Genomic DNA, 25,644 nt, shown 5'->3' with positions numbered 1-25,644 from the left:
AGGCTGCTTTGAGGGTTATGTGGCGCTGTGGTCGAATTGACCGCTCTCAGGGATTGGCTCTCATCCGGCGCCGGATCGCCGTGGGCAGACGCATTCGAGGGCATCACTGCGCACTCAATTCCCACAACACATCCAGCACATGTTGCGTAGACCGCTCGATGTCCAGACTGCGGTGGGCGATACCCAGTTGACGCCACAATAAGGGCTTCAATGGCCGCATGACGATCCTGTTATCAAGCAATGGCGTGGCCGCCTCATGGGGCAACAACGTCGCACCATATCCTGCCGCCACCAGGCTTTTGATCGCGTCGTTGTAGTTCAGTTGGATGCGCGGCGCAGGCTGTTGCCCATCACTGGCGAACCACTCCGCCGTCAAGCGCGAAAGACGCGTGGTGGCATCATTCAAAATCAACGGCTGAGCGGACAACCAAGTGGGGGTCACAACCTCCGGGGACTCCCAGCGAGCCGGCAGGAACGCCATGACCGGGTCCCGTCGCCACGGCTCGATCCGCAAGCCCTTCACCGGGGACTGCGGCAGCGCAACCAAACCAACCTCCAAGGAGCCCTCGGCCAGTTTCTGCAAGGTTTCCTGGGAGGTCAGCACCGCGACTTGTACGTCGATAGCGGGGTGGCGTTGGCTCAACGACTCCAAAGCATGGGGCAGCAACTGCGCGATGGCCCCTGTGGAGGCGCCTAGCCGCACACGCCCGGCCAACCCTTGCACCTGACGTTCGATGTCCTCAAGCGCCTGCTCTGCGTCTGCCAATAGGCGCCGCGCGCGTTCTACCAGCGTGTTCCCTATCGCTGAAGGCTGAACGCGCCCGCGCGTGCGCGACAACAGCTTGCCGCCCACGCGCGCCTCCAGGTCGGCGATATGCAGACTGACGGTGGGTGGTGCAAGGTGCAGCGCACGGGCGGCCTCGGCAAACGATCCCAGGTCGGCAATCGCCACCAACGTGCGCAGACGGTCCAGGCTGATTTCGCGCATGAAGATTTCCTTGTTCAGAAAAACTGAATTTCATCGTTTGTAAATTCAACTTTTCCTATCTTAGAGCCTCGCTGAAGATTGGGCTCCTGATTTCCAATGTCCGAGAGCACTCCATGGCAAGTCCCCTTGTATTCATCGATGGCGACCAAGGCACCACCGGGTTGCAAATCCATCAACGTCTGCGCGAACGCAACGATCTGCGGCTTTTCACACTCAGCCCCGAACATCGCAAGGATCCGCAACGTCGCGCCGAAGCCATCAATCACTGCGACATCGCGGTTCTCTGTTTGCCCGACCAAGCCGCACGCGACGCCGTAGCGACCATCGAAAACTCCGCCGTTCGGGTGATCGACGCGAGTTCGGCGCACCGCACCCAGCCAGACTGGGCCTATGGTTTCGCAGAGATGAATCCGCAACAGGCCCAACGCATCGCCGCTGCGCGACGGGTCAGCAATCCCGGTTGCTATCCAACGGGGGCAATCGGGTTGCTGCGCCCATTGCTGGAGGCCGGATTGCTGCCCAGGGATTACCCGCTGAACATTCATGCCGTGTCGGGTTATTCCGGAAAAGGACGCGTCGGCGTGCAAGAGCATGAGGGAGCAGGCGCAGCTCAGGCGTCGGCGTTTCAGGTCTATGGGCTGGGGCTGGCACACAAGCATGTTCCGGAGATTCAGCAGCAAAGCGGACTGACGCAGTGCCCGATGTTCGTACCGGCCTATGGCGCTTTCAGGCAGGGGATCGTGTTGACCATACCCTTGCATACCCGGTTGCTGGCGCCAGGCGTGAGCGCGGTGCAGTTGCATGGGTGTTTGATGCAGCACTACGCCGATGCGCGCCATGTACAGGTGATGTCGATGCAAGAAGCGAAAGCGTTGACGTCCCTTGATCCTCAAGCGCTTAACGGAACTGATGATTTGCGATTGTCGGTGTTTGATAACGATGAGGCCGGGCAGGTTTTGCTGGCTGCGGTGTTTGACAATCTTGGGAAGGGCGCCGCTGGCGCGGCGGTGCAGAATCTGAACTTGATGCTTGCAGGCGCATGACCGAGCAAATCAGCCCGGTGCGCTGATTTCAATGGGTAGCGGGAACATTCTGTTTGGGCATGAAGAATCGAGCAAATAGCTCAGATTGCGACTTGATATTCAATTTTGCATAAATGTTGCGGCGGTGAACTTTTATGGTTTCCGCCGAGAGGGACAGCTTTCCGGCTATTTCCTTATTGGAGAAGCCGCTGAGTAATAAACGGAGTACGTCACTCTCGCGTGCTGTTATTTGGGTGCCAAGCTGATTGACCGTTTCCGGCCACAGAGGTGGCTCGGTCAGGGTTTTCTCTACGTCAACTTCAAAACCCATGCGCTGATGCATCAATGCTGTCACCCACGGTTTTATGATGTCCAGCATGGTTATTTGTTCTTGGCTAAAGCGGACTTTGCTGCCGATGGAAATGCATAACGTTCTGTCGGCGTCGAGTTGGACATTGAACTGTGCCTCATCCATGGAGATGTACTGTGCAAAGTACTGATGGTAATACTCGGTTTCAAGAAAGTATTCCGGTGCTATATCCAGTAGGTGGAAGAAGCCACTCTGTGGATTTTCCCGATTGGCTATATAGAACGGATCCAGCAAGTAAAGACCCTTCACATAACGATGAATGAATGCGTCGACTTCTTCCGCGTCTGCTATCTCGGGAAGGCTAACAACCTGCACGTGTTGATTGCTGAAAATCAATACAACCCAATTATCGATTTGTACATATTCATTCAAGGTGCGAACAAGTGAACTCCAGAAATCTGGACGATTCAGCTGCATGATCAGCTTTCCAATCGATCGATGCCAAGCCAGGCTGTGGAGGTCAAACGGCATTTTCTACCCCTTTAGGGTTAGGGATTCGCAGGTCAAAGGTAAGTATTCGTAGGTATTTACTATTCGGTAACACCCGGTATATTCGCTGCCAGGGTTAACGATGGCCATGAGGGCGTATCGTCTTGACAAGGATGTTGCATGAGAAAGTCACATTTGCGAACCATTTTTTCCGCCTCGCTTCTCTGTGCAGGGATAAGCACATCAGTAGCGGCCGTAGAGCCCGGGATGTATCTGTATAACTGGTTCGGGTTGCTTGCGCCGGAGACGCCAAAGGAGTTTGAACAGGAAACTGGCACGCGCGTGCATATGGATGCGTTCGACAGCGCTGAAATCATGCAGAGCAAGGTCATGGCCGGGCGCACCGGGTATGACGTGGTTGTGGCGACCTCCAATGTGTTGCCCAGCCTGATCCGGGCGGGAGTCCTTCAGCCGTTGGATCGTAGTCAACTGAGTAACTTTTCACACATCGATCCTGATCTCCTGTCCCAGCTCGCAGTCAATGACCCTGGTAACCGCTACGCCGTACCTTATCTATGGGGCACTACCGGCATTGGTTATGACGTTGACAAAGTCCGGGGCGCGTTGGGTGACAATGCTCCGGTGAATAGCTGGGACCTGATCTTCAAAGAGGAAAACATTAGCAAGCTACAGTCGTGTGGTGTGGCAATGCTTGACTCTCCAAGTGAGATCATTTCGATTGCGTTGAATTACCTTGGACTCCCTAGCAACAGTAAGAACCCGGATGATTACCAGAAAGCGCAAGCCTTGCTGTTGAAAATTCGTCCTTACGTCCTCTATTTCGACTCCTCCAAAATCGACGCTGACCTGGCCGATGGCAATATTTGTGCAGTTGTGGGATGGGCTAACGGTGCCCTTGCTGCGCAGGCCATCAACGAGAAAGCCAACACGGGGCGCAAGATCGCCTACAGCCTTCCTCGCGAAGGAGCGCTGTCCTGGTCAGAGAATCTGGTTTTGCTGAAAGATGCTCCCCATCCCAAGGAAGGCATGGCGTTCATTAATTATATGATGCGACCAGAAGTTATCGCCAAGACCTCAAATCACACGCTATACCCTAACGCCAATAAGGATGCCGCTGAGTTCGTCGAGCGGAAGCTGCGAGACAATCCTTGGATTTATCCAGACAAAAAAACGATCGCGACACTTATTCCACTTGAGCCACTGCCGTTGAAGTTGGAGCGGATCCGCACGCGAATCTGGACCAAAGTGAAGAGTGGTGTCTGATCTGACTTGATTTGTATGTCTGGAAAGTAAGACGCAAACGCCGATATACAGGAACGCTGGGCGGGTGGGTTAGTACTTGTTAATCCATCAGCCCAGTATTGTTCGGGGTCTTCCGGTCCATTGCGCCGCCTTATGTAAGAAGAGAACAGCGGATGTTCAGCCCAGCCAATCAAACGCACTTCAGTTTGACCATCGAAGGTTTTGAGCACGATTTTCAAGTGCTCGCATTCACTGGAAAAGAGGCGATCAGCAGGCCTTACCTCTTCAATGTGGAGTTTGTTAGCGAGCGGTCTGACCTTGATCTCAAGAGCCTCTTCGACGTAGAAGCTTTTCTGACCTTCGACTCGAAGGGCAACGGCATTCATGGACGGGTCTACCACATCGCTCACAGCAGTAACGGTGAGTGTTTGACGCGCTACAGGCTGGCCCTCGTACCGCACCTGGCCTACTTGCGCCATCGCATCAACCAGAGGATCTATCAACAGTTCTCGGTGCCGAAAATCGTCGCCTTGATACTGGAAGAGCACGGCATTCTGGGCGACGCCTATCGGTTTCATCTGGGGGCGACCTACCCCGAGCGTGACTACTGTACCCAGTACGACGAAACGGATTTGCACTTCATTCAGCGCTTGTGCGAAGAAGAGGGTATCCACTTTCACTTCCAACACAGCACTCAAGGCCACGTGCTGGTCTTTGGCGATGATCAGTCGGTTTTTCCCAGTATTGGCCAACCCACTGCTTATCGGCATGAGAGCGATAGGGTGGCCGACGAACCCCTGATCAAACGCATCAACCTGCGTCTGGGACAGCTCACCAGTCGTATCTCGCACCGCAACTATGATTTCGAGCAACAGCTGGACATTGAAAAAGATGACAGTTCGCAGCGTTATACCGGTCATGAGCACGGCAAGCAGATACGTCTTCGGACTATGGAGCGCCGCCATGCGGCCTATCGACAAGCTGAAGGGCAAAGTGACCAGACTCGGTTAGTCAGCGGCCATGTGCTGGAAATCTCAGGCCATCCGCGCCAGGAGTGGAACACCCTATGGCTACTGACCCAAGTCATCCACGAAGGCCGGCAACCACAGGTATTGGGTGAGAACGTCGCTCGTGGCAACACTTTAAACGAAGATGACTTTCATCAGGGTTACCGCAACCGCTTTGTCGTTCTTCCGTGGAATGTTTCCTATCGTCCGCCGTTGGCCCACAAGAAACCTCAGGTGCCAAGCATGCAGACCGCTGTAGTTGTCGCTTCAGAAGGCGAGGGGATCCAGAATGATCGGTGCTTCGGGCAGATCAAGGTCAAGTTCCCCTGGGACCGTGAAGATAGATTTGACGACAAGAGTCATTGTTGGCTGAAGGGAGCCACCGACTGGAGTTGTGAGATTGGGCCGCCTCGGATGGGCATGAAAGTCGTGGTCACATTTCTTGAGAACGATCCTGATCAGCCGGTGGTTGGCGGTTGCTTGTGTTGTCGTTGAGTGTGCTGCTTTTTATGTCTTAGGCATGGGTTGCTGATCCAGTAGACTCTACTCAAGGTTTATGCAGACCTGTTCGAACCAAACTGCAAAAGTTGGCTAGCTTTCGTTCGTGCTTGCGTTGTGTGACCTGTATCGAGCCACGCCAGCCTTTGATATGCAGTAGTAGTCGCTATTGGTTGCTGACATTCGCCAGAAAGCACTCGTCATCGATAGGGTTTGTGCTCGCACGGCGTGTGAATACGAGTGGGGGGGGACATGTGATGGCCTTCGCACAGGCTGCCGGGCTTTCCAAAAAGGATGTGATCGTGAGGGCGCGCGGGAGCTATGAAAAGGTGCGGACCTTCGACACCTATGGGGCTTGACAGCCCTGGGATACTCAAAGCGTAGCCACATCCATCGCGGTACATCCCATCACGACGCAAAGGAAGGTGCTCTCCATGCGCAATGAAGAACTCAAGGCCCTATTCGACCAGCAGGCCGCCAGCTACGACAAGCAATGGGCGGGAATGGCGCCTATTCGTGATGCCCTGTACACCCTGCTCGACGCCGTATTCGCTGACTTACCGGAGAATGCCCGGATTCTCTGTGTCGGCGTGGGCACCGGTGCGGAACTGGTCCACCTGGCCAAGCAGAACCGCGGCTGGCATTTCACCGCGGTTGACCCCTCGGACGCCATGCTCGATATCTGCCGGCAGAAGGCGGTACAAGAAGGCTTCCTCTCGCGTTGCAGCTTTCACCAGGGTTACCTCGACGCGCTACCTGCCGAGCCTGAGCACGACGGCGCTACCTGCTTTCTGGTGTCTCAATTTTTGCTCGAGCCACAGACCCGCAAAACTTTCTTTCACGAGATCGCGGGCCGGCTCAAGCCGGGCGCAATACTGGCAAACGCTGACCTCGCCGCTGACATCGAATCACCTGCCTATGAGGCACTGCTGCGCAACTGGATGACGCTGATGTCCTCGGCAGGCGTACAGCCGGAGATGCTGGCCAGAGCTCGTGCCGCCTACGCCCGCGACGTGGCCATCTTGCCGACACAGCAGGTCGCCGGTCTCATCGAGACCGCTGGGTTCGAGGCTCCGGTACAGTTCTTCCAGGCGGGGCTGATGCATGGCTGGTTCTGCCCGCGCAAGCAGACATCGTCTTGAGTTAGACGTGACCTAGGCTTTCAACGCACGCGGTCGCGGCTTTGTGCGGCCAGGTCCAGGGCCTTTTGCATGTCCAGCCGCGCTGAGCGGCCGACGTCTTTGTCGTTGAGTTGATAGCGACGCTCCGACGGCAGGATAGGCGCGGTGAGGTCTTCGGCGTCCATCTGTTCGAAGTCGTGGTTGTCGCCGATGGTCATGGCGCTGCGGCGTAGCAGCATGCGCAGTTGCTCGGGTTGCAGTTGCGGGTTGATGGACAGCATCGCCGCCAGCAGGCCTGCGACCATGGGCGTGGCGTAGGACGTGCCGCAATGCACTGCGCCTTGCTGGTCGGCGTTGGTCGTCGAGGCGTGGGCGCATGCGGCGGCGGTGATGTCGACGCGCATGTCGATGTTCGAGGAACTGCGCTTGACTGCATAGGCCGGGTCGTCGATGGCGACGTCGGTATGCTCGCTGCGCTGGTGCCCGCCGACCACCAGCAATTGTTCGGTGATGAAGGAGGAGGGCAGGCGGTATTCGTCGCTGCCCGAGAACGAAGCGCCATTGCCGGCGGAGTTCACCACGATGACGTCGGGATGTTCCTTGCGCAGCCAGAGGAAGAATTCCTCCAGCAACTCCTCATATCCGCCCATGGCGATGCCCGAGCGCAGCAGCGAGTCGACCTCATCGCCTTTGATGTCTTTGGCGCCGACGCGGTGGATGCCCCAGCTCCAGTTGAGCACGCGCGCACCGTCCTCCACGAGGTTGACGGAGGCGGCGATGTTGGCGGTAATCCCGGCATCGGAATTCCGCTCGACGATGACTTCGAAACCGCCGCTGGCTTTGTCCAGGCCACGGAGAAAACCAGTGTTGCCGTTATCGTCCCAGCGCGCGGCGAGAATGCCGGCGACGGTTGTGCCATGGTTGTCCGGCTTGTCTGCATCGCGGGCGTAGACACAGGTGCGCGGCGGCGAGCAGGCGCCGAGGTAGTCTGCGAAGTCCGTCGTGTCGAAATCCACATCACGCTCGATCAGGCCGATGCGTACCGGTTGCGGCTGGATGGGCGGCTGTCGTGCGGGAATGCGTCGTTGGTAATAATTCACCGCGTCGAGGAAGCGATTCGCGGCCCACTCATCGGAGTCCAGGGCAGGCTTCTTCGGTTCTTCAGGATGGGCTGCGGCTTGCTCGGTTTCTTCGGCCGAGGACTCTTCGATGACCACGGCGTCCACGCTGGTCTCGCTGCCCAGGCGCAACACCAGGGCGTCACGCTGCACCAGGTCCTTGGCCGGTAGGCGAAGTTGGTACAGGTTCAGCGGCGCGATGCTGCCGACCACCGTTGCCCCATACTTGCGGGCCAGGCGCTCGGCTTCCTGGCGGCCGTCACGGTCTTCCTCGATCAGCACGCTGACCAGGTCGATGTAGGTGGTCAGGCCATCCATGTTCTTCGCTACTTCGTCCGCTCCGGCGGCCAGTACGTGACTGTTGCGTAACGTCAGCCAGGCGGCATTGCTGGCGCGTGGGCCGTCCTGCAGCGAGAGCGGGCCGCTCTGGTAGTCGGTGCTGTCCAGGCGCAAGCGCAGGTTGTCCCCTTCGCGTTGGATCGTGTCTGCCGGTATCACCTTGGCGCCCAGTTTCAGTTGCGGCGTTGCGTTGCCCAGTCCGCGCACGGTCAGGCACCAATCCTGGCGCTGGCTTTGCAGCAGGTCGCCGCAGCGTTTCAGGCTTTCCAGGCGCAGCGGTTCAGGCACTGCGACCGCCGCGCTGGCAGCCAAAGAGAACAACGTAGCGAGGGCAGCGGATCGTAGGGGCATGAGCCAGGTTTCTTTGCCGAGGGTCTTGTTGCTCCGACTGTTACCTTGCTCGCTTTGTTCAGCGGGATAACGCTACCCAGCGATGACGTCTCTTCGTTCAGAAGCTATCGAGGCGTACTTCAACACCTGCTTGCCGCGCGAGCTCGATCATGGCTTCAACCTGGTCGGTATCGGCGATGAATCCCACATATTCGTCGCCACCAGAGTCCAGGTGCAGGTAGCGTTTGTCGAATGCCGCCAGCCACTGGTCAAAACTGGCCAGCGTCTCCGGCATCGATAGCGTGCCCTCGTGCCGATAGGTGTAAGCCTCTTTCACCCCGCTAGCGCTCACCAGGTAAGGCGCCAGGTATTCGAAACCATCAAAGCCTTTCCAGTCGACGCCGAGCAAAGCCAAGTGTTCGAGTTTCTGGCCCCGGTCTGTATCCAGCAATCCTTCCACCAGTGCCGAGACTGGCTCCTGGCCCGAGTCGTATAGGCGCAGCACGCGCCGAACCAGCCTGGTGCGCTCGTTTTCCGGCATGCGGGCCAATATGGCTTGGGCAAATGCCTTGAGCTCGGAGCGATAGGGATGCAGCTCCCGCATGATCGCCGCGTCGCTGACGGTCGTTTCCTCCGGCGGCGGCAGCGTAAAGCGGCCGCCGAACAAGCGATCAAGAATGCCCATGTCCTTTCCTTGAATTGTTCATTTTTCCAGCCAACCGTTACACGCGCCCAACATGAACGCGATACCTGATATCTCGATCAAAACTGTCTTCCGGGTTTTCATAAGCTTCCAGTGTTTCCAAGAACCCTGTGCACTCAAGACTCGCCAGATCCTCAAGGGTCCAATCAAAGGGGAAATCGCTGGAAAAACTTTCACCCTGATATTCAACCCATCGGAAAACCGGGAAGGGCAGGTAACCGAGCCACTCTGACCGATAGGTAATCTCGTCGGATTCGCCGCTCGTCACCACGGCGTGGATCTTGTTCTTGATGGTTGCTTGGCGTTCATCCATGGTGTTTCGATCCTGGTTGATGATTGATCGCGGGCGTCAGGCACTGCGATAGCAAGCGCCGCATTTGTTTTTTGAGCGCTCGATCCTGACAGGGAAGTAATGATCCGGGGGATGAGCGGGAGCGAGCAACGAAGTTGTTCGGCCAATGGCAATCATCGACGACATGCCTCATATCCTGTGTAGAATCCGTTTTTTTAGTTTTCAAAGGATTGAGCCCATGATTACTTGCCATGTCAGGTATGTCATTGACCCCTACCAGATCCCTGCTTTCGAGAGCTACTCGCGCCAATGGATCGAAGTGGTGACCCGAATGGGGGGCGTCCATCATGGCTACTTTCTCCCCGCCGAAGGCGCCAACAACATCGCCTACTGCCTGTTCAGCTTTGCCAGCCTGGCCGACTACGAAAACTATCGAAGGAAAGCCGAACAGGATCCAGCGTGCGTTGAATTGGTGACCCAGGCGACGGAACAACGATTCATTCTGAGTTATGAGCGTAGTTTCCTGCGCCCTGTCCTGGATTGAGCGGGTGGATGCTTGAATCAATGCCAGATTTCAAGCCATGAGCTAACGTCCGTTAAAGTTCTACATCACACCGAAGAACCTATCACTATCGCTGCACCTAGATAGATCTCTGGTTAACGCGTTTGGAGAGCGCTTCGGCGCTTTCCTTGCGCTCGGAGTAGCGGTCGACCAAATAGGTTTCTCTGCCGCGCATCAGCAAGGTGAACTTCATCAGTTCCTCCATGACATCGACGACCCGGTCGTAATAGGGCGATGGCTTCATGCGCCCGACTTCGTCGAACTCAAGGAAGGCTTTGGGGACGGAGGATTGATTGGGGATCGTGACCATGCGCATCCAACGCCCCAGCACACGAAGTTGGTTCACCGTGTTGAAGGATTGTGAGCCGCCGCATACCTGCATCACCGCCAATGTCTTGCCTTGGGAAGGACGAACCGCGCCCAGCGCGAGCGGGATCCAGTCGATCTGTGCCTTGAACACCGCCGACATCGAGCCGTGGCGTTCTGGCGAGCACCAGACCTGGCCTTCCGACCACATCACCAGGTCGCGCAGTTCCTGCACCTTGGGGTGATCGACGGGCGCATCGTCCGGCAATGGCAGCCCGGACGGGTCGAAGATCGCAGTTTCGGCGCCCATGAGCTCCAGCAGGCGCGCCGCTTCGCGGGTCAGCAACTGACTGAAAGAGCGCTCGCGGGTTGATCCATACAGTAAAAGTATGCGCGGTTTATGTTCTGGTTCTGCGCCCTTTGCGAGTTTTTCCGCTGTGGGTACATCGAAGAGTGACAGGTCGAGATTTGGGAAGTCATGCGGGGTTTCGCTGGAGAACTCAGTCATTACACAGCTCCAATTCGGTCCAGAACATATGGAAAAAGGCATATTCGTATTTCCATATGTTTATCGCAAGTCGCAATTGGCTGACTGCGCAAAATGCTGCCGATGGAAAACGATATTCCTTATGGGAATGCTGAGCATGAAATTAATGAATTTTTATTATTCCTAAGCGAGGCGTAGTTTGATTTCAGCACATGGAGAACTGCGCTTTGAAATCATCCTCGTTTAATGCAGCGGAAAAATTTGATACCTCACGGGCCAACGAGTACGGCCGGCAGAGCCGCATTGCGCTCGCGGGATACGACGCCTGCCAGGATCTGGCAGCGTGCATGCTGGCGGCGACCCTTGGGGATGTGGGCTCGGCGAAAATACTGGTGGTGGGCGCCGGCGGTACGGCGCAAGAGATCATTGCAATGGCCAAGCTGGAGCCGGGTTGGTGCTTCACTGCCGTCGATCCGTCCGAGCCTATGCTGGAGGCCGCGAAGCAGCAATTAGCCGCAAACAACTTGCTCGGAAGAACCGCCATGCATCTTGGGCATGTTGAAGACCTGGTAGCCAACGGATCGTACGATGCTGCCACCTTGATCGGTGTACTCCATCATCTCGATGGGGATGAAGCCAAGTCGAAAATATTGCGGTCCATCCAGGCTCATCTAAAGCCGGGGGCGCCGCTGATTGTCGCTGGGAACCAATATGCGTATGCCAGTCAACCGTTACTCCTTGCGGCCTGGGGGCAACGGTGGCGACAGCATGGCGCCAGCCCGGAAGAAGTGACGGTCAAGCTTGGCAAGATTCTTCAAGGCGCCGATCCTCCACATTCCGAGGCTGCGGTTCAAAAACTGTTGAGTGATACGGGATTCGGCAGTGCTACCCGGTTCTTCAGCAGTCTTTTCTGGAGCGCCTGGTTAACGTGTAAAACGGCCTGAGGATGGAACTTCAGCGACGTGGATCAGCTTTCCGGCGGCGTGATGGGGGCGTCGCTGGCTTCGGCCGCCAGCTTCAGTCGGTCGGCTTTGCTGATGTATTGAGTCTTGTTTTTGGGGGCTAGCTTGGCACTGGCTTTTTTGGCGTTAGCCTTCAATAACTGGTTTATTTTCTTGCGGCGATTCATGGTGTTCTGCTCAGCATGTCAATTTTCCGGATGGTATCAGCTTTCCGTTTTTCCAGGCTTGTTCCTGACTTGGCTATGGACTTCACGCGGTGCTCGATAATGATCGAGTTATTTGGGGGCTCTAACCGGATCGCCGAAGTTTGAAGGTAAAAAACTTCTTGAAATGTCGGTCTTCAGACTGCCTTAAGACTTTGCCTGCAAGTTGGCAGCATCGGTTCCCAGCGACCGGATCGGGGTTGGCGAATGAGTCGCCAGCCGTCAGACTTTCACGAGGCGTGTCATGACCCGCGATGTTGCCGTAAACCGTTATGGAAAACTGTCGATCACCCTGCACTGGTTGATGCTGGCACTGTTCGTCGGTGTGTATGCCTGTATCGAGATCAAGGGTTTGTTGCCCCGTGGCAGCACCGGGCGAAGCCTGTTCCTGGGGTTGCACGGGCTCTTCGGGCTGAGCATCTTTGCGCTGGTTTGGGTTCGTCTGTTCGGGCGCCTGACACCACGCCCGCCCATCACACCCGCGCCGCCAGCCTGGCAGACGGGGGTTTCCCACCTGATGCATGCGGCCCTGTATGGCTTGATGATCGCGACACCCGTACTGGCCTGGTTGATGCTGGCCGCCGGCGGTAAACCCGTGCCGTACTTCGGATTCTTCTTGCCGGCCCCCGTGGCGGTGGATCCCGATTTGGCCAAACAGCTCAAGTATTGGCACGAGTTACTCGGCAGCAGTGGCTACTGGCTGATCGGCCTGCATGCGGCGGCGGGACTGTTTCATCACTACTGGGTGCGTGACAATACCCTCGTCCGGATGCTGCCGGGGCGAAACCGCTCTTGACCACTTTCCCGTCTCTTGTCATCTCAGATGGCTCTGGAAGAAGTTCGTCAGCTTATCGAACGGGATGAGGTCGACCCGATCATAAAGATCGACATGGCCAGCCCCGGGAATGATGACAAGTTCCTTGGGTTGACCGGCGAGTTTGTAAGCCTCCTCGCTGAACTCCCTGGAGTGCGCATCGGCGCCAGCAATGAATAACATCGGATGAGGCGAAATGGTTTCGATGTCATTGAGGGGATAAAAATTCATGAACTTGACGTTGCTTGTCAGCGTCGGGTGCGTGGTCAGGTCTTTGGACGAGCTCGATGGCGTGAACTCACCGCGCGGGGTGCGAGGCCCTCCATTGCGGATGGCTGTCGTCGCTTCGCAAGCGTACTTCGCTGCCCACGCCATTCCCAAGGCCCTCCACGATCTGATGAGCCATCGGTGTATCAACCAGCGCATGCAAACATCAGACGGGTTCTATGTCTGGGACTTTGAGCGTCGAGGCAAGCAGGTGAGCGTGTGAGTTGACGGCCAGCTCATTTTCAACGCGTCGACTCATATCGTGCAGGCGGCAGTGGCCGGGCTGACCGTTGCTTACCTGCCTGAAGAAGAGTTTGAACCGTACCTGCAAGAAGGCGCGAAGTGTAGTGGCCGCTTGCAGCAAGTCCGAAGTCACGCCTCCCATGAGAAGGGGCGTCAGGAGGATGATCCCAACGATCACTGCCCTGATTCTCTTCAATAGTTTCATTTCGGCGTAGGTATTCTGCTAACGATGTGTTGCTTTTGTGACGAGACGGGAGTCCTTTTTTCTTGGAGATCTATGGGCCGGTAAGAACTGCTGTTGCATTGAAACCGGGCGCTCAAATACCTCTAAAGAAACGTTGCGGCTTGGGGCAAGCCGTAACGTTTAGTAACTCAAATGCTAGCCTCATGAGAATCTCGATATCCACCAAGTGATATAGGCTTCAAGATGATTGTTTGACCATGATATATATTTCAACCCTTGGTGGTTGGTCAGTTGTTTTACGGTCAATGTCTCGGATTTACTAGTTGGACGCCTTTCGAATACGGTGTCTGATGCTTTCGGAAAGTAGGATGTGGCAAATAACCGTCCGTTTATAAAGCTGAATTGCGCAGGGCCGGTGCTATTGTTCATTTTGTAGTTGGGTACTTCAAATATTTTTAAAGAGAATTTTTTTCGAAGAAGGCCGCTGTTCTTTTCTGAGCTTTCTAGGAGTACAGGTTTGTAGTCTTCCGCTTCAAGGAAATCCAATGTTTGATCAACAAGGCTGCAGCTATTGAAGTTGTTTATTAGTGGGGGTGGAGAGTCCTCGCAAACACGTTCAATGTTCACGGGTTCCTGGTACCTGAGTCCAGCGGCCGCAAAAAACACAGTTGCCAGAGCAATCAGTGCTGCTAATGTTTTCGACAACTTAAGAATAGTATTAATGGTATGCACCTTCAGAGCTTGCCTTTGTCCCAGGCTGCGTCGGGAGTTTCGTATCGCTTGGCCATCGTGGGTTCCTGTCTTTGATGGCCGCGGACTTTGAGTCCCGACGATTGCTGGGTTCAAATGAGTTTCAGCTGATTTCGTACAGAGCCTAGTCCGCCTTGTCTGAAGAGCGTGCACAAAGCTGTTTTAACGCAGATGAGTATCGCAAAACTAAACTCTTGTCACAGGTTGCTGATTTTTAAATAGAATTAGGCACTACATTTGGCGGCAACTCGCTGCCGCCAAATTACAGAGAGCGTGTAGAAGCCTAGGTCTGGGTTGAACTCAACCTCTGCATGCAATGTGCCCTTACAGTACTCGCTGATGAGGCCACTACCATTTATCGGATGCCATCCAGTTGACTCGAGACCTGATTTGTAATAATCAAAAACCTGGCTTTGAGTCAGTGAGGTCTTGTATCGTTTTGAAGCTATTGCTGTGCTCACCTTATGATTGCTCGATTCGTTTATGAGTGCAGCGCCGTCAGGAGGAGCTATTTTTTCAACTTCGCGAATAAGCACTGAAATATTAACGTAGCTATTTTTTTGCTCTCTTTGAGCAGTGGTCCAATAAAAAACAATGGATAGGACAATCAAGACAAGAATAGCTTTGGCCGACAGGATAAGGTTGTTGCTTGCTTTTTTCTTCATTATTTGTTTGTCTGGCTGTTAACTGACCCAGGAGTTATCGCACCACCAATCCCAACTCCGATATTAATTGCTGCGCCGGCAGCGTTTCCAGCAAAAGCGCCGCCAAAGCCGTAGTAATAGCTAGTCGATGCTCCATAACCAGTCAAATAGTTATTCAACTGAAGTTTTGATGGTGTGAGTGGAGATAGAAGAAAACCAGCCGATGCATTTATGCCAAACCCACTGCTCGGGTATCCGCGTGTAACACCGCAGCCACAAAATCCGTCACCGTATCTGGTATAAGTCACACTGCATGTCATCATGTAAGCACTTGCCTCGGCGGAGACATAGTCTGGTGCATAAAGATTCCGCCATGTTGTTAGGCTTGAAGGGCAGCTGTTGTCCACCCCTTGGGCTTCGCATTGTTCGGTGAAGTTATTAAAAGCTTTCCCGCCTTCGCATGAGTTGCCATGCCGGTATATCGATATGGCTAGATTGTCATCGGGCCCGTCACCATAGAAAAGGTTACAGGTCCATTGGTTTTCCCTTGAGGTGGGAGTGGCAGAGCCGTATTCATACATTTCGTACTCAGTGTTTTCGTGCAGAAATCGACAGGCTTGTTCTGGGTATAGATGATTTTTCTGTGGTCCCTGCCAATCCCAAGCTTCCGGTTGAATATGCCAGTAATATTCCTCTGCTGTTGTGTTGAAACTAGTGGCAAGCAGTGAGAGTGTCAGAGAGTATGAGGCGAGTATTTTGGGCAACATTGGGCGTCCTTGCGGTTTTTAGGTTTTAAACTCCCTTGATGATCTCTTGGTGCGACGCTGTGAAAACGATACATATATAGTGTGTTTGTAACCTTGTGTTGTGATCCAACAAAGCACTCGCCACGCTGCCAGTCAGGAAAACGACCAATAGCCACCGATCGCTGCGGGTCGCCTACACTCACTTGTGTATTTGACTTCCCGCGGACGCAGGGCAACTTTTCACGCCTAGTCGCTTTCAGAACACGTTTCGTCGTCCATGTGCAATCGCCAACCCCCGGGAGTGGCAAGCTGTGAGGATGCCCCGGACCAGGTGCGCCAAAGACACCTGGCCGGAGAGCGAGAATGGCGATCGGATGTGCCACGCGACCGTGACGTGGGCCGAACGCCGCAGCCAAGACTCCGGACGGCTGCCGCTATGCGGTGGTGTCGTTCGAGATGCCGAGGTACGTTTATGCCCGATGAGACGCTTCACCTGCCTTTGATCCACAGCGTGCTTGCGCGCGAAAAGGACACCCCCGGTGCCTTGCTGCCTATTCTCCATGCCATCCAGGCAGGCTGCGGGTATGTCCCCGACAGCGCCGTCCCGGAGATCGCCCACGCCCTCAACCTCAGCCAGGCTGAAGTGCGCGGGGTCATCAGCTTCTACCACGATTTCCGCACCACGCCGCCGGCGCGCCATACCCTGCGCCTGTGCCGGGCCGAGTCCTGCAAGAGCATGGGCGCCGAGACCCTGGCTGCGCAGTTGCGCGAGCAATTGGCGCTGGACGATCACGGTACCAGCGCCGATGGAAGCATCAGCCTGCGGCCGGTCTATTGCCTGGGCGCCTGCGTCTGCTCGCCGGCCCTGGAGCTGGACGGGGAGTTGCATGCGCGGATCACGCCTGAGCGTCTGCGTCAGTTGGTCAATGATTGCAGGGAGGAGGGCGCATGCTGACGCTCTGTATCCCCCGCGATTCGGTAGCCCGTGCCGTGGGCGCGGACAAGGTGGCCGATGCGTTGGCCCTTGAGGCTGAGCGTCGACAGCTACCGTTGACGGTGTTGCGCACCAGTTCCCGTGGCCTCTATTGGCTGGAACCGCTGGTGGAGCTTGAAAGCGCCGGCGTCCGGTTGGGCTTTGGCCCTGTCACACCGGCCGATGTGCCGGGCCTGCTGGATGCGCTGACAGGCGATCCCGGCAGCCATCCGCTGGCCCTGGGGCCGGTGGAGGCGATTCCCTATCTCAAGAGCCAGCAGCGCCTGCTGTTTGCGCGCGCCGGCATCACACAACCGCTGTCCCTGGACGATTACCGTGCCCAGGGCGGTTTCCAGGGCCTGGCCCGGTCCATCCAGATGGATGGCGCTGACGTGGTCGCCAGCGTGCTGGATTCCGGCCTGCGCGGTCGTGGCGGTGCGGCGTTCCCGGCGGGCATCAAGTGGCGCACGGTGCGCGATGCCGTGGGTGCTCAGAAGTATGTCGTGTGTAACGCCGATGAAGGCGACTCCGGCACCTTCGCCGACCGCATGTTGATGGAGGGCGACCCCTTCCTGCTGATTGAAGGCATGATCATCGCCGGCCTCGCCGTAGGCGCGACGATGGGCTACATCTACGTGCGTTCGGAATACCCGGCCGCCATCAGTACGCTGAACGATGCGTTGCGCATTGCTCGCGACGCCGGCTATCTGGGGGCGAACGTGAGCGGTAGCGGCCGCACCTTCGACATTGAGGTTCGTGTCGGGGCCGGCGCCTATATCTGTGGCGAAGAAACCGCACTGCTCGAATCCCTCGAGGGCAAGCGCGGCACGGTTCGCGCCAAGCCGCCACTGCCAGCGATTCAAGGCCTGTTCGGGCTGCCGACGCTGGTGCACAACGTGGTGACCCTGGCCTCGGTGCCGATCATCCTGGAGAAGGGCGCGCAGTTCTATCGCGACTTCGGCATGGGCCGTTCCCTGGGCACGATGCCGTTCCAACTGGCCGGCAACGTCCGTCAGGGCGGTCTGGTGGAGCGCGCCTTCGGCCTGAGCCTGCGTGAACTGGTGGAAGGCTACGGCGGCGGTACCGCCAGCGGTCGCCCCCTGAAAGCCGCGCAAGTGGGTGGGCCGTTGGGGGCCTGGGTGCCGCCTTCGCAATTCGATACGCCGCTGGACTACGAGGCGTTCGCCGCCATGGGCGCGATGCTTGGCCATGGTGGTGTGGTGGTCGCCGACGACAGCCTGGACATGGCCCAGATGGCCCGGTTCGCCTTGCAGTTCTGCGCCGAGGAATCCTGCGGCAAGTGCACGCCGTGCCGGATCGGCTCTACCCGTGGGGTGGAAGTGGTGGATCGCTTGATCGCCAGCACCGAAGCCGGTGCTCGTCAGGAACAGGCCCTGCTGTTGCAGGATCTGTGCGACACCCTGCAATACGGTTCGCTCTGTGCCCTCGGTGGGATGACGTCCTACCCTGTCGCCAGCGCCCTCAAGCATTTCCCCGCCGACTTCGGTCTGGCGACCACGGAGGCCGACCAATGATCAACATCTTCGATCCCAGCACCGACATCGACCTGGGCACCCCGGCGCGTGAAAGCGACGTGCAGGTCAGCCTGACCATCGACGGGCGTGAAATCAGCGTCGCCTCCGGCACCTCGGTCATGCGTGCCGCGGCCTTGCTCGGCACCACCATCCCCAAACTCTGCGCCACCGACAGCCTGGAGGCGTTCGGTTCCTGCCGCATGTGCCTGGTGGAGATCGACGGCATGCGCGGCTATCCCGCGTCCTGCACCACGCCGGTAACCGAAGGCATGGTGGTGCGCACGCAAACCTCCAAGCTCGCCACGCTGCGGCGCAACGTAATGGAGCTGTACATTTCCGACCACCCGCTGGACTGCCTGACATGCCCGGCCAATGGCAACTGCGAATTGCAGACCGTGGCGGGGCAGGTGGGCCTGCGCGAAGTGCGCTACGGCTACGAAGGCGCCAACCACCTGGCTGAGGCCAAGGACGTTTCCAACCCGTATTTCGACTACGACCCGAGCAAGTGCATCGTCTGCAACCGCTGCGTGCGTGCCTGCGAGGAAATCCAGGGCACCTTCGCCCTGACGATTACCGGACGCGGCTTCGATTCCCGGGTGGAAGCGGCCGGCGGTGACAACTTCCTCGATTCCGAGTGCGTTTCCTGCGGCGCCTGCGTGCAGGCGTGCCCGACGGCGACCCTGATCGACAAGAGCGTCGTGGAGATCGGCCAGCCGGAGCGCAGCGTCATTACCACGTGCGCCTACTGCGGCGTGGGTTGCTCGTTCCGCGCCGAGATGAAAGGCGAACAACTGGTGCGCATGGTTCCGGACAAGAACGGCCAGGCCAACCACGGCCACTCCTGCGTCAAGGGCCGCTTCGCCTGGGGCTACGCCACGCATCCGGACCGCATCACCAAGCCGATGATCCGCAAGCACATCAACGACCCATGGCAGGAAGTCAGTTGGGATGAGGCGGTCACTTACGCCGCCAGCGAGCTGCGCCGCATCCAGCTGAAGTACGGGCGTGACTCCATCGGTGGCATCACCTCCAGCCGCTGCACCAACGAAGAAACCTACCTGGTGCAGAAACTGGTACGCACCGCCTTCGGCAACAACAACGTCGACACCTGTGCCCGTGTTTGCCATTCGCCTACCGGTTACGGCCTCAAGCAGACCTTGGGCGAGTCCGCCGGCACCCAGAATTTCGATTCGGTGATGAAAGCCGACGTCATCCTGGTGATGGGCGCCAACCCGACTGACGCGCACCCGGTGTTCGGCTCCCAGCTCAAGCGCCGCCTGCGCCAGGGCGCACGGCTGATCGTCATCGACCCGCGGCGCATCGACTTGGTGGATTCGCCTCACGCCCGTGCCGAGCTGCACTTGCAACTGCGTCCGGGCACCAACGTGGCCATGCTCAACGCGTTGGGCCATGTGATTGCCACCGAAGGCTTGATTGACCAGCCTTTTGTCGACGCGCGCTGCGAGGCGGCGGACTTCGCGCGCTGGCGCGATTTCGTCAGCCAGCCGGAAAACTCCCCCGACGTCCTGGGCCCGGTGTGTGGCGTGCCTGCCGAGCAGATCCGCGCCGCGGCACGGCTCTACGCCACCGGCGGCAACGCCGCCATCTACTATGGTCTCGGCGTCACCGAACACAGCCAGGGCAGCACCTCGGTCATGGGCATTGCCAACCTGGCCATGGCCACCGGCAACATCGGTCGCGAAGGTGTCGGGGTGAACCCGCTGCGCGGACAGAACAACGTCCAGGGCTCCTGCGACATGGGTTCGTTCCCCCACGAACTGCCCGGCTACCGGCACGTTTCCAACGAAACCGTACGCGCCCAGTTCGAACAGGCGTGGAACGTGACCCTGCAACCCGACCCGGGCCTGCGTATTCCGAACATGTTCGAGGCCGCGCTGGACGGGACCTTCAAGGCGCTTTATTGCCAAGGCGAGGACATCGCCCAGAGCGACCCCAATACCCAGCATGTGACGGCCGCGCTGTCCGCTTTGGAATGCGTGATTGTCCAGGACATCTTCCTCAACGAGACGGCCAAGTTTGCCCACGTGTTCCTGCCGGGCAGCTCGTTCCTTGAGAAGGACGGCACCTTCACCAACGCTGAACGTCGCATCTCCCGCGTTCGCAAGGTGATGGATCCACTGGCCGGCAAGGCCGACTGGGAGGCCACCATCGCCCTGGCCGACGCCCTGGGCTACAAGATGCACTACAACCATCCTTCGCAAATCATGGATGAAATCGCCCGCCTGACGCCGACTTTCAGCCGCGTCAGCTACGCCGAACTGGATCGTCACGGCAGCCTGCAATGGCCTTGCAACGATGCCGCGCCGGACGGTACGCCGACCATGCACATTGACCAGTTCGTACGTGGCAAGGGCCGTTTCATGCTCACCGGCTACGTGCCCACCGAGGAAAAGGTCAACAGCCGCTATCCACTGCTGCTGACCACCGGACGCATCCTCAGCCAGTACAACGTTGGCGCCCAGACCCGACGCACCGACAACGTGGCCTGGCACGAGGAGGACCGGTTGGAGATTCACCCAACCGACGCCGAGAACCGCGGGATCGTCGACGAAGACTGGGTGGGCATCGGCAGTCGTGCCGGGCAGACGGTGCTGCGTGCGAAGGTGACCGAGCGGGTGGCACCGGGCGTGGTCTACACCACGTTCCACTTCCCTGAATCGGGCGCCAACGTGATCACCACCGACAACTCCGACTGGGCCACCAACTGCCCGGAATACAAGGTGACCGCGGTCGAGATCGTGCGGGTCAGCCAGCCTTCGGAATGGCAGAAGCGCTACCAGGCCTTCAGTGATGAACAAAGCCGCTTGCTCAGGGAACGTCGTCATGCCGAGAAAGCGGAGGTGCGTCGATGAGCTCTGACAGCTTGATAAAGATGGCCAACCAGATCGCCCAGTATTTCGCCACCGAGCCGGATCATACATTGGCGGTGAATGGCGTGCGCCAGCACATCAAGAGCTTCTGGACGCCGGGCATGCGCCGGCAGTTGCAGGGTTGGCAGCAGATGCATCCGGGGGCCGTCCTGCACCCCCTGGTGCTGGAGGCACTGGCGGAGCCGGAGGAGACGACCTAGCGCGTTTTACTGGCGTCAAGTTATCTGCGTTGCGCTGATCAGGTGGCTGTCCTACTCTCCGAGACAAGGCATTGTGCCAGCAACGACTAGGGGAAAGGGATGTTCACCGAAAACGCACCGGTTCAGGTAGGGAAGGCGTTGCGCGTAGCCTTCGGCGCTCGATTCACATTGGTATGTGGATTGTTACTCTTCATCGCGGGTTGCGCCGTTCCAACAGGAACGGCGCATCTTTTCAAGGTTCAACCTGCTCGTCCCTCGACCGTCGTCGATAAGCAGTTCGAAGATGCAGCAGCACTAAAGCTCAAGTGGCAACAAGCCCAGGAGGCCCACGCTGCCCTTGTGAAAAAAGGGGCGACCTCCGCCGAACTCGCTGCTACCGATGCACAAACGCAGCAAGCAAGAAAAGAATTCCAGGATGCCATCCGCAATTTGAAAGCCGAGCGCCTGCGTATCGATGGTGACATCTTCAGCGCCGATAAAGCTGGCGCCATTCGTAAACCTGACAGCAACGGCAACGGTGGCGATGTGTTCGCTGTCTATTTGACGGATGCTTACTTTAAATACCTCAAGGATCTCGGTGGGGTGAACGAAGTCGTGATCGTTGCCGAGTTCACCGAAGTGGGGGGCGAGAATAAAAGCGAAACGGTGACCAAAGTACTTGGGCCGTACCTTGGGGTCGCCGATAACGCCAAGCCGAACCTGCTGAATAAATTGTTGTACGGCCCCAAAAAGCTTGAGTCTGATCACCTGTCGATGAAACTGACCGTACTGGAATACGACCAGGGCGAGAACGAAGACTCCGCTGCATTTCTCGATTTTATCGGCTCGGCCAGTAAGACATTGTCCCTGGCCAATCCGATAACAGCCGCTGAGCAAGTATTTGCCAAAGAAGTCGCCAAGAGTCTGCTGGCCCTCAACAAAGACGATATTGTGTTGCAGATCGACGTGGATCTGGTGGCTGGCCCCGACGATGAGGCATTGGAAGATAACGGCTCGGTCTTGGCGCTCAGGCCTGGGAATTATGTGCTGATCAACCAGGAGCGCTGTGCCCCCACCAATTGTTATTTCTATTTGACGAATCGTGGCAATAAAGAGAACCCGCTGGCTTGGCTGGGGGATACGTTGATGTTGGTGCCCACCGCCATGCGTCGCGGTTGGACTGACACGCCAGACGGTGCGTCGTTGGAGGATATCCAGGCTGGAGAGATCGAGTACGCCAATCACAGTCTGCAACAGCGCGGCAAGAACGAGACGTTCCTAGGCAAGACCTGGGTGTCGTTTGCGGTCCGCAAGGGTGGCGATGACGTGCTCTGGGGACGGCGACGTGCGTTGATCGAGGCAGAGAAAGCCGTCCAATACATCAACAGGCAAGAGACGAGTGCGCTGTTGAAGAGTGCCGACTATGAACGTGCCCGGACGGCCCTGGATGCGGCCCAGCAGGCCGAGCAAGAGAGCCGCAGTGGGATAGCTTTCGTTTCCCCCCTGGATGCCAAGGGTCGATTCGCGCCTTCAGCCAAGAACGACTCGTTTTGCCTTACGCATGCCAAGCCGGTCAGCACCCCCCAATATTCGTTCTACCAATTGAACGGGACTGCTGCGCCTACGCCGATCAAGAGCGTGGCTATTGTTCCGGGTAAGTCCACCTCCAGCGTGTCGTGCTTCAGCTATCCTGCAAACACTTTGCTTACTGGCAAGTATCAATTGGTCGTGACCACGCCAGGGGTGATGATCCCGGTGACCCAGACGGCGACCTTTGAGATGTTGCCATGAGTTGAAGAGGGAAGCGCAAGTGCGTTGATAGGCAACCCTGGCCGGCATCGTCATGGCGAATAGCAAGCCGGCCAGGGTTGTTTACAACTCAGCGAACAGTCAATTGACGGTGATGTACGGGTCCCACGTGTTGGTTGGGCCAATCTGGTTCAGGTTACGGTCCAGCAGAACGAAGACGATTTGGTACCAGAGCTTTCCCGGGCTCAGCGCAGTGGACTGCCAGATGGTATAGGTCACATCGGTCTTGGCAATGCCTCCGGGGGCACCATTGTCCAGATAGGGCACTGGAATGCCTGGGATATTGAAGGATTGCGGGGTCGAGATGGTGCCCTTGTAATCACCGCCCTGATGAGGGTCGCCGATCAGGACGTTTTTGATCAAGGCGATGCGGTCGAAGTTGCGCGACAGCGTGGTGGCGCGCCAACGAATGATGTCACCGGGGTTTACGTCGAACCACAACTCGTTGCCGCCTTCGCCGGTGTTGCCGGTGGCATGGCTGTCGACGGCACTGCGGGTCACCAGCATGGCAATCGCGCCGCCTACGTCGTTGGGGTGGGCGAGCAGGTAGTCGGCGTCAACGTTGACGAGCACATCAATAGTTTGGGTCGCTCCAGACATGTTGTTGCTCCTTGAGAGTAATGACATTGACGACCGCCCTTGCAAAGGGTGTCCGGGCCACCCGGTCCCTGGGTGCGGTCTCGGGAGGAACGATAGGTGATGGCCTTGTAGTGTCAAATTTCCAATTCTTGACGCTGGCGAAACGGAGCGAAGCGCAGCACAACCAAGCCTTTGATTTGCCTTTGTCGTGGTCGATCTCTTAACGGACTTCTGGTTGTCTTCTGAGGGTCTCAGAGGGCAAAGGCGCACAGCCGTTGTCGGTGACTGCTTCTGATCCTGCGGAGGATGGGAGCCATACCGACCGCAGTTCAGTTGTGGGTTTGATTCGCCGTCCAGCGCTTCATCTCTTCGGCAATGAAGTGATGCACCAGGTCGCTGTACAGCTTCTCGATGGCATCCGGGCTCAAGCCTTCGGCCTCGGCCCACTCGCGTCGTGTCGCCAACATGGCCTTCAAACGCTCCGGTGCCTGTACCGAAGTTACCGATGTCTTGAATTTCGAGGCAGCGAGCACGTATTGATAGCGCTTGCCCAGCAGCGTGATGACGGCCTGGTCGAGGGCATCGATTTCGCGTCGGATGTCCTCCATGTTTGCGCATTGTGAGGGTTGTAACGGGTCCATGCCGTGAGCTCCGCTTGTTGAACAAGACCGGCCCGACGTGAGCCGATCTTCTGATGGAGTTTAGAAGCACCAGTCCTCAGCGCGAACGACACGACAGAAGGCGCCTGCCAGGGTTGCGTTGTGATGAGCAACGATCATTTCTGCCGTCAATTCAGGTGTGTCGGAACAGGTATGACCGTCGGCGATCAGGACCGCGTCGAACCCCAGGTCCCGAGCGGCTCGGCAGGTGCTGTCGATACAATACTGGGTTTTCATACCGGTGATGACCAGGCCTTCAGCATCGCAAGCCTTTAGCCGCGCTGCCAGGCCCGTCTGGGTGAAGGCGTTGGGGCGGTTTTTTTCGAAGATGATTTCGTCACCCTCCAATTGCAGTTCCTGCACCAGTTGCGTCAGCGGGCTTGCAGGGTCGATGGGCGAGCCAGGCGGACCTACGTGGCGAGCCAGGAAAATCGGTGCGCCAGCTCTACGGGCCTTGAGCAGCAGGCCATTCAATGTGTCCAGCAACGCTTCGCCGGCCCAGGGGGTATCGGGGCCGTGAAACAACCCAACTTGCATATCGACAATCAACAGCGCGTGCATGGTGCTTTCCTTGCGTGTGGGCCAGCGACGCAAGGGCAAAAGAAAAGGCCCTTACCATCACTGGCGGGCCTTTGGGATTCGTGTGTTAGCGACTCACGACATCTCAGGCGACCTGCCTTGGGCGGTCGTGGTTGTGGTGGTCGAGGCAATCGGAGAAAGATTCATGGCCTGACAGTAACTTCTGGCCGTCAGGTTTGGCAAGGGTGCTCCGAAAGGTAGATGCACACGGACTTTGTGGCGAGGGGATTTATCCCCGCTCGGCTGCGCAGCAGTCGTAAACCGGCCAGCGCGGTTCACCTGTTGCAGCGCGGTGCCTGGTTTTGGGGCTGCTTCGCAGCCCAGCGGGGATAAATCCCCTCGCCACAGGGGGTGGTTAGCCTTCTAGTCCGCGTTGTTCGATTACGCCGAACACATCCGCCACATCCTGCACCAGGATCCGAGCAACGTTGGTGATGGTGTTGATGTCACTGGATGCCGAATCACGCAGACTGCTGCACGCCACCAAGGTCAGGTAATCGAGCGTGGCGTGCAGGCGTTCGCTGGCACAGGCGTGGAGTTCGGGGAGTGGGGCTTGGGTGTCGATCAGCAGGACGGGATGGGTGGTGGCGGTTTGGGTGAGAGGCGTGAAGCGGGCAGATGCTTGATTCGTTGTCATAAGGTTGTACTCGTTCGATAGAAAGAATCGCCACCTTTCTGCTGCGAGTCATATGGGTGGCAGTTGCGCGAGGGTTCGCAGACCGAGGAACGAATCTAAAACTCGGCAGACCCGAAAGTCTCCCGCGCGCAACCGCCATAAAATGAAAGCGGGCA

Annotated in this window: 26 protein-coding genes and 2 pseudogenes; 13 read left to right on the top strand and 15 right to left on the bottom strand. The window is 57.5% G+C overall.

What is annotated here, in order from left to right:
- Positions 1–103: 103 nt before the first annotated feature.
- The gene (locus TK06_RS07475; protein ID WP_063321527.1) at positions 104–988 is read right to left on the bottom strand and encodes a LysR family transcriptional regulator; all 885 of its coding nucleotides are present in this window, start codon (positions 986–988) and stop codon (positions 104–106) included.
- A 113-nt stretch (positions 989–1,101) separates the two neighbouring features.
- Between TK06_RS07475 and argC the strand changes: the two genes are divergently transcribed.
- Complete coding sequence (argC, locus tag TK06_RS07470) at positions 1,102–2,031, top strand: N-acetyl-gamma-glutamyl-phosphate reductase (protein WP_063321526.1); 930 nt, start codon at positions 1,102–1,104, stop codon at positions 2,029–2,031.
- A gap of 28 nt (positions 2,032–2,059) precedes the next feature.
- Here argC and TK06_RS07465 read toward each other — a convergent pair whose 3' ends face one another.
- Positions 2,060–2,851, bottom strand: a complete 792-nt coding sequence (locus tag TK06_RS07465; RefSeq protein ID WP_063321525.1) for a helix-turn-helix transcriptional regulator — start codon at positions 2,849–2,851, stop codon at positions 2,060–2,062.
- A 138-nt stretch (positions 2,852–2,989) separates the two neighbouring features.
- On the opposite strand from TK06_RS07465, the gene TK06_RS07460 reads away from it, so the two are divergent.
- The 3 genes from TK06_RS07460 to TK06_RS07450 all read left to right on the top strand — a co-directional run bounded on the left by TK06_RS07460 (position 2,990) and on the right by TK06_RS07450 (position 6,719).
- Positions 2,990–4,093, top strand: a complete 1,104-nt coding sequence (locus tag TK06_RS07460) for a polyamine ABC transporter substrate-binding protein (RefSeq protein ID WP_063321524.1) — start codon at positions 2,990–2,992, stop codon at positions 4,091–4,093.
- Between the two features lie 152 nt (positions 4,094–4,245).
- The gene (gene tssI, locus TK06_RS07455; protein WP_063321523.1) at positions 4,246–5,574 is read left to right on the top strand and encodes a type VI secretion system tip protein TssI/VgrG; all 1,329 of its coding nucleotides are present in this window, start codon (positions 4,246–4,248) and stop codon (positions 5,572–5,574) included.
- Positions 5,575–6,011: 437 nt separating this feature from the next.
- Positions 6,012–6,719 (top strand): class I SAM-dependent methyltransferase, encoded by a 708-nt coding sequence (locus tag TK06_RS07450; protein ID WP_063321522.1) that lies wholly within the window; start codon positions 6,012–6,014, stop codon positions 6,717–6,719.
- A gap of 20 nt (positions 6,720–6,739) precedes the next feature.
- Here the strand turns inward: TK06_RS07450 and TK06_RS07445 are convergent, their stop codons facing one another.
- The 3 genes from TK06_RS07445 to TK06_RS07435 form a co-directional block, all read right to left on the bottom strand.
- Positions 6,740–8,506: a S8/S53 family peptidase gene (locus TK06_RS07445; RefSeq protein WP_063321521.1), complete on the bottom strand. Its 1,767-nt coding sequence runs from the start codon at positions 8,504–8,506 to the stop codon at positions 6,740–6,742.
- Positions 8,507–8,603: 97 nt separating this feature from the next.
- On the bottom strand, positions 8,604–9,170 hold the full coding sequence (locus TK06_RS07440) for a DUF6630 family protein (RefSeq protein ID WP_063321520.1): 567 nt from the start codon (positions 9,168–9,170) through the stop codon (positions 8,604–8,606).
- 37 nt (positions 9,171–9,207) lie between these two features.
- Positions 9,208–9,501 carry a hypothetical protein gene (locus TK06_RS07435; protein ID WP_063321519.1) on the bottom strand — a complete coding sequence of 98 codons (294 nt, stop codon included), beginning with the start codon at positions 9,499–9,501 and terminating at the stop codon, positions 9,208–9,210.
- Between the two features lie 217 nt (positions 9,502–9,718).
- Here TK06_RS07435 and TK06_RS07430 point away from each other — a divergent pair, with 217 nt between their 5' ends.
- Positions 9,719–10,024 carry an NIPSNAP family protein gene (locus TK06_RS07430; protein ID WP_039011797.1) on the top strand — a complete coding sequence of 102 codons (306 nt, stop codon included), beginning with the start codon at positions 9,719–9,721 and terminating at the stop codon, positions 10,022–10,024.
- Positions 10,025–10,121: 97 nt separating this feature from the next.
- On the opposite strand, the gene arsH is transcribed toward TK06_RS07430, so the two are convergent.
- Positions 10,122–10,856, bottom strand: coding sequence for an arsenical resistance protein ArsH (arsH, locus tag TK06_RS07425; RefSeq protein ID WP_063321518.1), 735 nt, complete (start codon positions 10,854–10,856; stop codon positions 10,122–10,124).
- Positions 10,857–11,062: 206 nt separating this feature from the next.
- On the opposite strand from arsH, the gene TK06_RS07420 reads away from it, so the two are divergent.
- The gene (locus TK06_RS07420; RefSeq protein ID WP_063325095.1) at positions 11,063–11,779 is read left to right on the top strand and encodes a class I SAM-dependent methyltransferase; all 717 of its coding nucleotides are present in this window, start codon (positions 11,063–11,065) and stop codon (positions 11,777–11,779) included.
- Positions 11,780–11,802: 23 nt separating this feature from the next.
- On the opposite strand, the gene TK06_RS30685 is transcribed toward TK06_RS07420, so the two are convergent.
- A complete protein-coding gene (locus tag TK06_RS30685) occupies positions 11,803–11,964 on the bottom strand; it encodes a DUF2986 domain-containing protein (RefSeq protein ID WP_080766468.1) in 162 nt (53 codons plus the stop codon).
- Positions 11,965–12,244: 280 nt separating this feature from the next.
- Between TK06_RS30685 and TK06_RS07415 the strand changes: the two genes are divergently transcribed.
- Positions 12,245–12,796 (top strand): cytochrome b, encoded by a 552-nt coding sequence (locus tag TK06_RS07415; protein ID WP_063321517.1) that lies wholly within the window; start codon positions 12,245–12,247, stop codon positions 12,794–12,796.
- An 18-nt stretch (positions 12,797–12,814) separates the two neighbouring features.
- Here the strand turns inward: TK06_RS07415 and TK06_RS07410 are convergent.
- Positions 12,815–13,129: pseudogene (locus TK06_RS07410) on the bottom strand (alpha/beta hydrolase); the annotation flags it as partial.
- A gap of 1 nt (position 13,130) precedes the next feature.
- Between TK06_RS07410 and TK06_RS32965 the strand changes: the two are divergent.
- Positions 13,131–13,418: pseudogene (locus TK06_RS32965) on the top strand (LysR substrate-binding domain-containing protein); the annotation flags it as partial.
- Between the two features lie 291 nt (positions 13,419–13,709).
- Here TK06_RS32965 and TK06_RS32410 read toward each other — a convergent pair.
- The 3 genes from TK06_RS32410 to TK06_RS32400 form a co-directional block, all read right to left on the bottom strand.
- Entirely contained in the window at positions 13,710–14,135 is a 426-nt protein-coding gene (locus tag TK06_RS32410; protein ID WP_153044828.1) for a hypothetical protein, read from the bottom strand.
- Positions 14,136–14,482: 347 nt separating this feature from the next.
- The gene (locus TK06_RS32405; protein WP_153044827.1) at positions 14,483–14,923 is read right to left on the bottom strand and encodes a hypothetical protein; all 441 of its coding nucleotides are present in this window, start codon (positions 14,921–14,923) and stop codon (positions 14,483–14,485) included.
- Positions 14,923–15,669: a hypothetical protein gene (locus tag TK06_RS32400; protein WP_153044826.1), complete on the bottom strand. Its 747-nt coding sequence runs from the start codon at positions 15,667–15,669 to the stop codon at positions 14,923–14,925. Before TK06_RS32400 ends, TK06_RS32405 begins: the two co-directional genes overlap by 1 nt.
- Before the next feature lie 451 nt (positions 15,670–16,120).
- Here TK06_RS32400 and TK06_RS07400 point away from each other — a divergent pair, with 451 nt between their 5' ends.
- The 5 genes from TK06_RS07400 to TK06_RS07380 all read left to right on the top strand — a co-directional run bounded on the left by TK06_RS07400 (position 16,121) and on the right by TK06_RS07380 (position 23,017).
- Positions 16,121–16,603 (top strand): formate dehydrogenase subunit gamma, encoded by a 483-nt coding sequence (locus tag TK06_RS07400; protein ID WP_063321514.1) that lies wholly within the window; start codon positions 16,121–16,123, stop codon positions 16,601–16,603.
- The gene (locus TK06_RS07395; protein ID WP_063321513.1) at positions 16,597–18,156 is read left to right on the top strand and encodes a formate dehydrogenase beta subunit; all 1,560 of its coding nucleotides are present in this window, start codon (positions 16,597–16,599) and stop codon (positions 18,154–18,156) included. Before TK06_RS07400 ends, TK06_RS07395 begins: the two co-directional genes overlap by 7 nt.
- Entirely contained in the window at positions 18,153–21,029 is a 2,877-nt protein-coding gene (gene fdhF, locus TK06_RS07390; protein WP_063321512.1) for a formate dehydrogenase subunit alpha, read from the top strand. Before TK06_RS07395 ends, fdhF begins: the two co-directional genes overlap by 4 nt.
- Positions 21,026–21,247 (top strand): formate dehydrogenase subunit delta, encoded by a 222-nt coding sequence (locus TK06_RS07385; protein ID WP_063321511.1) that lies wholly within the window; start codon positions 21,026–21,028, stop codon positions 21,245–21,247. The genes fdhF and TK06_RS07385 overlap by 4 nt, the downstream gene beginning before the upstream one ends.
- A 99-nt stretch (positions 21,248–21,346) precedes the next feature.
- Positions 21,347–23,017, top strand: coding sequence for a hypothetical protein (locus TK06_RS07380; RefSeq protein WP_063321510.1), 1,671 nt, complete (start codon positions 21,347–21,349; stop codon positions 23,015–23,017).
- Between the two features lie 99 nt (positions 23,018–23,116).
- Here TK06_RS07380 and TK06_RS07375 read toward each other — a convergent pair whose 3' ends face one another.
- The 4 genes from TK06_RS07375 to TK06_RS07360 form a co-directional block, all read right to left on the bottom strand.
- Positions 23,117–23,635 carry an AidA/PixA family protein gene (locus TK06_RS07375; protein ID WP_063321509.1) on the bottom strand — a complete coding sequence of 173 codons (519 nt, stop codon included), beginning with the start codon at positions 23,633–23,635 and terminating at the stop codon, positions 23,117–23,119.
- A gap of 308 nt (positions 23,636–23,943) precedes the next feature.
- Positions 23,944–24,255 carry an isochorismate lyase gene (locus TK06_RS07370; protein ID WP_063321508.1) on the bottom strand — a complete coding sequence of 104 codons (312 nt, stop codon included), beginning with the start codon at positions 24,253–24,255 and terminating at the stop codon, positions 23,944–23,946.
- 60 nt (positions 24,256–24,315) lie between these two features.
- On the bottom strand, positions 24,316–24,834 hold the full coding sequence (locus TK06_RS07365; protein ID WP_063321507.1) for an isochorismatase family protein: 519 nt from the start codon (positions 24,832–24,834) through the stop codon (positions 24,316–24,318).
- Positions 24,835–25,207: 373 nt separating this feature from the next.
- A complete protein-coding gene (locus tag TK06_RS07360; protein ID WP_063321506.1) occupies positions 25,208–25,489 on the bottom strand; it encodes a hypothetical protein in 282 nt (93 codons plus the stop codon).
- Between the last annotated feature and the right edge of the window lie 155 nt (positions 25,490–25,644).

Origin of the sequence: Pseudomonas fluorescens (genome assembly GCF_001623525.1) — a bacterium.
Classification (GTDB): Bacteria; Pseudomonadota; Gammaproteobacteria; order Pseudomonadales; family Pseudomonadaceae; genus Aquipseudomonas; species Aquipseudomonas fluorescens_Q.
This window is presented reverse-complemented; position numbering and strand designations above follow the sequence as displayed.

Coding starts and splice junctions, on each gene's coding strand:
- TK06_RS07475 (WP_063321527.1), bottom strand. CDS start 988: ATGCGCGAAATCAGCCTGGACCGTCTGCGCACGTTGGTGGCGATTGCC.
- argC (WP_063321526.1), top strand. CDS start 1,102: ATGGCAAGTCCCCTTGTATTCATCGATGGCGACCAAGGCACCACCGGG.
- TK06_RS07465 (WP_063321525.1), bottom strand. CDS start 2,851: ATGCCGTTTGACCTCCACAGCCTGGCTTGGCATCGATCGATTGGAAAG.
- TK06_RS07460 (WP_063321524.1), top strand. CDS start 2,990: ATGAGAAAGTCACATTTGCGAACCATTTTTTCCGCCTCGCTTCTCTGT.
- tssI (WP_063321523.1), top strand. CDS start 4,246: ATGTTCAGCCCAGCCAATCAAACGCACTTCAGTTTGACCATCGAAGGT.
- TK06_RS07450 (WP_063321522.1), top strand. CDS start 6,012: ATGCGCAATGAAGAACTCAAGGCCCTATTCGACCAGCAGGCCGCCAGC.
- TK06_RS07445 (WP_063321521.1), bottom strand. CDS start 8,506: ATGCCCCTACGATCCGCTGCCCTCGCTACGTTGTTCTCTTTGGCTGCC.
- TK06_RS07440 (WP_063321520.1), bottom strand. CDS start 9,170: ATGGGCATTCTTGATCGCTTGTTCGGCGGCCGCTTTACGCTGCCGCCG.
- TK06_RS07435 (WP_063321519.1), bottom strand. CDS start 9,501: ATGGATGAACGCCAAGCAACCATCAAGAACAAGATCCACGCCGTGGTG.
- TK06_RS07430 (WP_039011797.1), top strand. CDS start 9,719: ATGATTACTTGCCATGTCAGGTATGTCATTGACCCCTACCAGATCCCT.
- arsH (WP_063321518.1), bottom strand. CDS start 10,856: ATGACTGAGTTCTCCAGCGAAACCCCGCATGACTTCCCAAATCTCGAC.
- TK06_RS30685 (WP_080766468.1), bottom strand. CDS start 11,964: ATGAATCGCCGCAAGAAAATAAACCAGTTATTGAAGGCTAACGCCAAA.
- TK06_RS07415 (WP_063321517.1), top strand. CDS start 12,245: ATGACCCGCGATGTTGCCGTAAACCGTTATGGAAAACTGTCGATCACC.
- TK06_RS32405 (WP_153044827.1), bottom strand. CDS start 14,923: ATGAAGAAAAAAGCAAGCAACAACCTTATCCTGTCGGCCAAAGCTATT.
- TK06_RS32400 (WP_153044826.1), bottom strand. CDS start 15,669: ATGTTGCCCAAAATACTCGCCTCATACTCTCTGACACTCTCACTGCTT.
- TK06_RS07400 (WP_063321514.1), top strand. CDS start 16,121: ATGCCCGATGAGACGCTTCACCTGCCTTTGATCCACAGCGTGCTTGCG.
- TK06_RS07395 (WP_063321513.1), top strand. CDS start 16,597: ATGCTGACGCTCTGTATCCCCCGCGATTCGGTAGCCCGTGCCGTGGGC.
- fdhF (WP_063321512.1), top strand. CDS start 18,153: ATGATCAACATCTTCGATCCCAGCACCGACATCGACCTGGGCACCCCG.
- TK06_RS07385 (WP_063321511.1), top strand. CDS start 21,026: ATGAGCTCTGACAGCTTGATAAAGATGGCCAACCAGATCGCCCAGTAT.
- TK06_RS07380 (WP_063321510.1), top strand. CDS start 21,347: ATGTTCACCGAAAACGCACCGGTTCAGGTAGGGAAGGCGTTGCGCGTA.
- TK06_RS07375 (WP_063321509.1), bottom strand. CDS start 23,635: ATGTCTGGAGCGACCCAAACTATTGATGTGCTCGTCAACGTTGACGCC.
- TK06_RS07370 (WP_063321508.1), bottom strand. CDS start 24,255: ATGGACCCGTTACAACCCTCACAATGCGCAAACATGGAGGACATCCGA.
- TK06_RS07365 (WP_063321507.1), bottom strand. CDS start 24,834: ATGCACGCGCTGTTGATTGTCGATATGCAAGTTGGGTTGTTTCACGGC.
- TK06_RS07360 (WP_063321506.1), bottom strand. CDS start 25,489: ATGACAACGAATCAAGCATCTGCCCGCTTCACGCCTCTCACCCAAACC.